This is a genomic window from Deltaproteobacteria bacterium, from assembly GCA_020845895.1.
Lineage (GTDB): Bacteria > Lernaellota > Lernaellaia > JACKCT01 > JACKCT01 > JADLEX01.
In genome coordinates this window covers 1-3,974 of record JADLEX010000038.1, presented here as the reverse complement: position 1 = coordinate 3,974, position 3,974 = coordinate 1, and the positions used below count along the sequence as shown (strand labels likewise).

The window sequence follows — 3,974 nt, the reverse complement described above, 5'->3', positions numbered from 1 at the left end:
TGCTCTACAGCTACAACTGGGTCTCGCCGACGCAGGAAGGCTGGTCGCTCACGGAACTCGAGGGCAACTCAATCAGCGCCTTCGTCAATCCGTACGACGTGACGGTGCCGATTACCTTCGGCCGGATGGGCGGCCTCGACCAGGACGACCTGGAGCCCTAACACATTGGAATTCCAAGAAAAAAGCCGGTCTTCGGGCCGGCTTTTTTCGTCGTCGGAGCGCTTGATTTTTCGTGTTTCGTGTTCTACATTCCGGCGTCGATTCGGGGCGGTTAACTCAGCGGTAGAGTGCCATCTTCACACGGTGGAAGTCACAGGTTCAAATCCTGTACCGCCCAACTGACGCGAAGGTCGGCGGCTCGAACCGGGCCGCCGCGATATTTTCCATCGGTTCGTGCTCCCGTCCGGTCCGGATGAGGTCGGCGCAATCCGATCGACCCCGAACGCGCCCGTCGGAGTGGAAAATCCATCCGACACTCGTGAGACGCGCGCTCGGAATCGGAGCGAACACATGAGAAGGCTCCCGTGCCCCGTCGCCCGGATCGTCGCGACCTGTCTGCTGGTGGTCGCGTTCGGCGCGGGCTGTCAGTTCATCAAAACCGCCAAGGACACGCCCCCGGTCGACGAACTCGATGAAACCGTCCCGCTTCCCGAGGAAGACGACTCCCGAAAGGAGTTGCCGGCGCCCGAGGCGATCGCCGCCGTTCACGGCCGGCTCCACAAGGGCGACCAGTACCTGCGCCAGCAGCAGTACGACAAGGCGCATCACCAGTACCGGATCGCGCTGCGCATTCTGCTCGACCGCGTTCAGGAAGACGGCCGCGAGCAGCATCGGGAGCAACTCGATCAGGCGTTCCTGCAGGTGAATGTCGCGCTGGTGCGCGTCGCGCGGCTGCGCGGCATCACCCTGCCGCACATCAAGAGCGCAGGTGACCTCGACATCCAGTACAACGAGCGCGTCGAGAAGTGGACGAACTACTACCTCGCCAACGGTCGCGGATCGATGGTGAAATACCTGGAGCGCTCCGGCACCTATTTCGAGATGATCGAGTCGGTGCTCGCCGAGCGCGGCCTGCCCGAGGATCTCAAGTATCTGCCGATCATCGAGTCGGGGTTCTCTCCGTACGCATACTCCCCGGCCGCCGCGTGCGGCCTGTGGCAGTTCATCCCCAGCACCGGTCGGCGCTACGGCATGCGCGTCGACGAGTGGGTCGATGAACGCCGCGATCCGATCCGCGCGACCTACGCCGCGGCCGACTATCTCGCGTTTCTCTACGACATGTTCGACGACTGGGCGCTGTCGCTCGCCGCGTACAACTGCGGCGAGGCGTGCGTCGCCCGGGCGATCCAGAATGCCGGCGGCGACCGCAACTACTGGAATCTGTCGCTGCCCGCCGAGACGATGGACTACGTGCCGAAGTTCATGGCGGCGGCGACCATCGCCCGCGATCCGGAGGTCAACGGCTTCTACGTCGAGCCCAGCGAGCCGATGCGTGTGAAAAAAGTCGCGCTTTCCGGCGTGGCGCGGCTTTCCGATCTGGCGCAGAAGACCGGTCACGACTACGACGAACTCAAGCGACTCAATCCGGCGTTGCTCGGTTCGACCACGCCGCCCAACGACCCGAATTTCCAGATCAACATCCCGCTCGAAACCGCGGATGAGTTCGAAAAAGCCCTGGTCGCGCTCGGCCCGTCCGCCTACCTCGCGCCGGACGAGATCTCGAAGGTCAGCGAACCGCCCAAGTCGCAGGGGGGCAAGGGCGGCAAGCAGAAGGTCGTCTATTACAAGGTGAAAAAGGGCGACACGCTGGGCGGGATTGCAAAGAAGTACAAAACGTCCGTCGCTGCGATCAAGCGCCTCAACAAAATCAAGGGAAATACCCTCAAGACCGGGATGAAGCTGAAGATCGTCCCCGGCGCGAAGAAGTGAGCGGCGTCGCGGCGATTACGGAACCGTGACGGTGAACCGGCCCGACGCGCTCTGACCCGACCGATCCATCACGACCACGCGAACCTCGTGTTGGCCGGGGGCGATTCGTCCCTCGGGGATGTGCCGAATCTGCCCCATTGCCGGAAGCGGTTCCGCGAGCACCTCCGCGCCGTCGATCCACATTCTCGCCCCCGCGGACGAGACACCCGACCCCGCATCCTCGCACTTCGCCACGATCATGGATCGGCCGCGCAGCGGCTCGGCCGCGACGGATACAATGCGCGGCGCGGCGGAATCGTATGCGAGCGCGAATGAACCCAGGTGCGTATGCGTGGTCGCCTTGCCGGCGTCCAGATACCACCAGATCCCGCGGTCGATGAGGTGCAGGCTTCCGCCGTCGCCCGAAAGTTGCACGCGCACGGGCGCACGCAGCGGCAGCCACGGCTGGTTGAAGACCTGTGCGCGCCCTGACGGGCGAATGCCCTCCGCCGGCGGCAACGGCGCGGCCGCGGCAATCACCGGCGATTCACGAAACACCGCGCCCTTTGGGACGGTGATCGTGGCGTCGGGCGACGCGATTGTCGCGCCGTCGCGAATCCATTGCACGCGCGACGCGAATCGGTACGCGCGTTCGCCCGCGCGGGCGTCGATGGTGAGTTCGCCCGGGCCGGGCACGTCGACGGCGATCCGACCGCGCGCGCCCGTCGCGGTCAGCTCGCGAATGGCGCCGCCTTCCGAAAGCCGGGCCGAGATCGCGATGGCGGCTGCGGGATCCGCGCCGGGCAGGTCGAATTGAAGCACGCGCTCGCGAAACGTCGTCGCCGAAGCGGGAATCTCGACGGCCGAGGGCGAAGGCGGGCAGGGCGGTGACGCCGATCGCGGACTCTCGACACGAAACACGAATGATGCCGTTGATTCATTGCCCGCCGCATCGCTCGCCACGATTCGCGCGCGGTGATCGCCCGGCGCAAGCGCCGGCGGCCCTTCCTCTTCGGCGTGCGTCATCGCGAAGGTCCGCGCCGCGTAGCGATAGAGCCGGTGAAAGACTCCGGTCCGCGTCTCTTTGAGTTCGTAGTGGTAATCGAGCTCCGACACGGCCTTGTCGCCGTAGTCGGCACGGTCGTAACGCACTCCGTAAACCGGCTTGCCGTCGATCTCGAACCGGATGGTCCACGGAGCGAGATCGCGCGGCGAGCCATCGATGTGGTCGGTCACCTGCACGGCAAGCCCGACCTCGCCGCCGATGACGACGGGACCGCCGATCTGCCCGGCGTCAAAAGGGATGATCGTCCGGTCGAACGTGCCCTGTCCGTGGGCTGTGGCGGCCAGCGGTTCGATGAGGAGCTTTTCGATGAGGGGCGGCTGCGTGTCGGGGACCGTGATTCCGTGGCGAAGCGGGTTGACCGGCACGCCACCCTTGCGCAGCTCGAAGTGCAGATGGGGAACGTCGGTGCCCGTGACGCCCGAATAGCCGATCACGTCACCCGCGCCGAACGAGGGTCCGCCCGCGCCGAACGTCTGCGAAAACGCGAATCGCCCCGGCGACTGCTGGCGTTTCGCGAAGGCATCGAGCGCGGGTACGAACTCGGACAGGTGTGCATAGACGGTTTCGACGCCGCCGGAATGCGCCATGTAGATGACCTTGCCGTAGCCGTTCGCCGATGCGCGAAGGCGCGTCACGCTCCCCGCCGCGGCCGCGACGACGGGCAGGCCCTCGCGCCCCTCGGTGCCGAGGTCGAGCCCGGCGTGGTAATGGCCGATGCGGTATTCGCCGACGGTTGCCGTGACGATCTTCGGTCCTTGGATCGGGAAAACGTATTGCGCGAGCGCCGCGCGGGCAAACAAAACGGCCGCGATCCCGATGATCGCGGCCGCTCCAAAAGTCTTATGCGTCATTCGGCGTCAGGCCGGGGAGTCGCCGCCGGCCGGCACCTTCAGCTTCAGCTTGGCGCCCGTTTCGAGCTTCTGCGAGGCCGACAGGCTGTTCCACGCGCACACGTCGGAGACGTTGAGACGGAAGCGTTTGGCGATCGTGTAGATCGTGT

4 protein-coding genes and 1 tRNA gene are annotated in these 3,974 nt (G+C 65.5%); 3 read left to right on the top strand and 2 right to left on the bottom strand.

Going from position 1 to position 3,974, the window contains the following annotated elements; genetic code table 11:
- From IT350_04805 to IT350_04795, 3 genes are all read left to right on the top strand, one after another.
- Nucleotides 1–161, top strand: a 161-nt coding sequence (locus tag IT350_04805; protein MCC6157350.1) for a hypothetical protein, incomplete at its 5' end; no start/stop codon positions are given.
- A gap of 104 nt (nt 162–265) precedes the next feature.
- Nucleotides 266–337, top strand: a tRNA-Val gene (locus tag IT350_04800).
- Nucleotides 338–510: 173 nt separating this feature from the next.
- Nucleotides 511–1,929 carry a transglycosylase SLT domain-containing protein gene (locus tag IT350_04795; protein MCC6157349.1) on the top strand — a complete coding sequence of 473 codons (1,419 nt, stop codon included), beginning with the start codon at nt 511–513 and terminating at the stop codon, nt 1,927–1,929.
- 15 nt (nt 1,930–1,944) lie between these two features.
- Here IT350_04795 and IT350_04790 read toward each other — a convergent pair whose 3' ends face one another.
- Both IT350_04790 and IT350_04785 read right to left on the bottom strand, forming a co-directional pair.
- Nucleotides 1,945–3,825: a peptidoglycan DD-metalloendopeptidase family protein gene (locus IT350_04790; GenBank protein MCC6157348.1), complete on the bottom strand. Its 1,881-nt coding sequence runs from the start codon at nt 3,823–3,825 to the stop codon at nt 1,945–1,947.
- Nucleotides 3,826–3,831: 6 nt separating this feature from the next.
- Nucleotides 3,832–3,974 (bottom strand): LysM peptidoglycan-binding domain-containing protein (locus IT350_04785; protein MCC6157347.1); only part of this gene is annotated, 143 nt, incomplete at its 5' end.

Coding starts and splice junctions, on each gene's coding strand:
- IT350_04790 (MCC6157348.1), bottom strand. CDS start 3,825: ATGACGCATAAGACTTTTGGAGCGGCCGCGATCATCGGGATCGCGGCC.
- IT350_04795 (MCC6157349.1), top strand. CDS start 511: ATGAGAAGGCTCCCGTGCCCCGTCGCCCGGATCGTCGCGACCTGTCTG.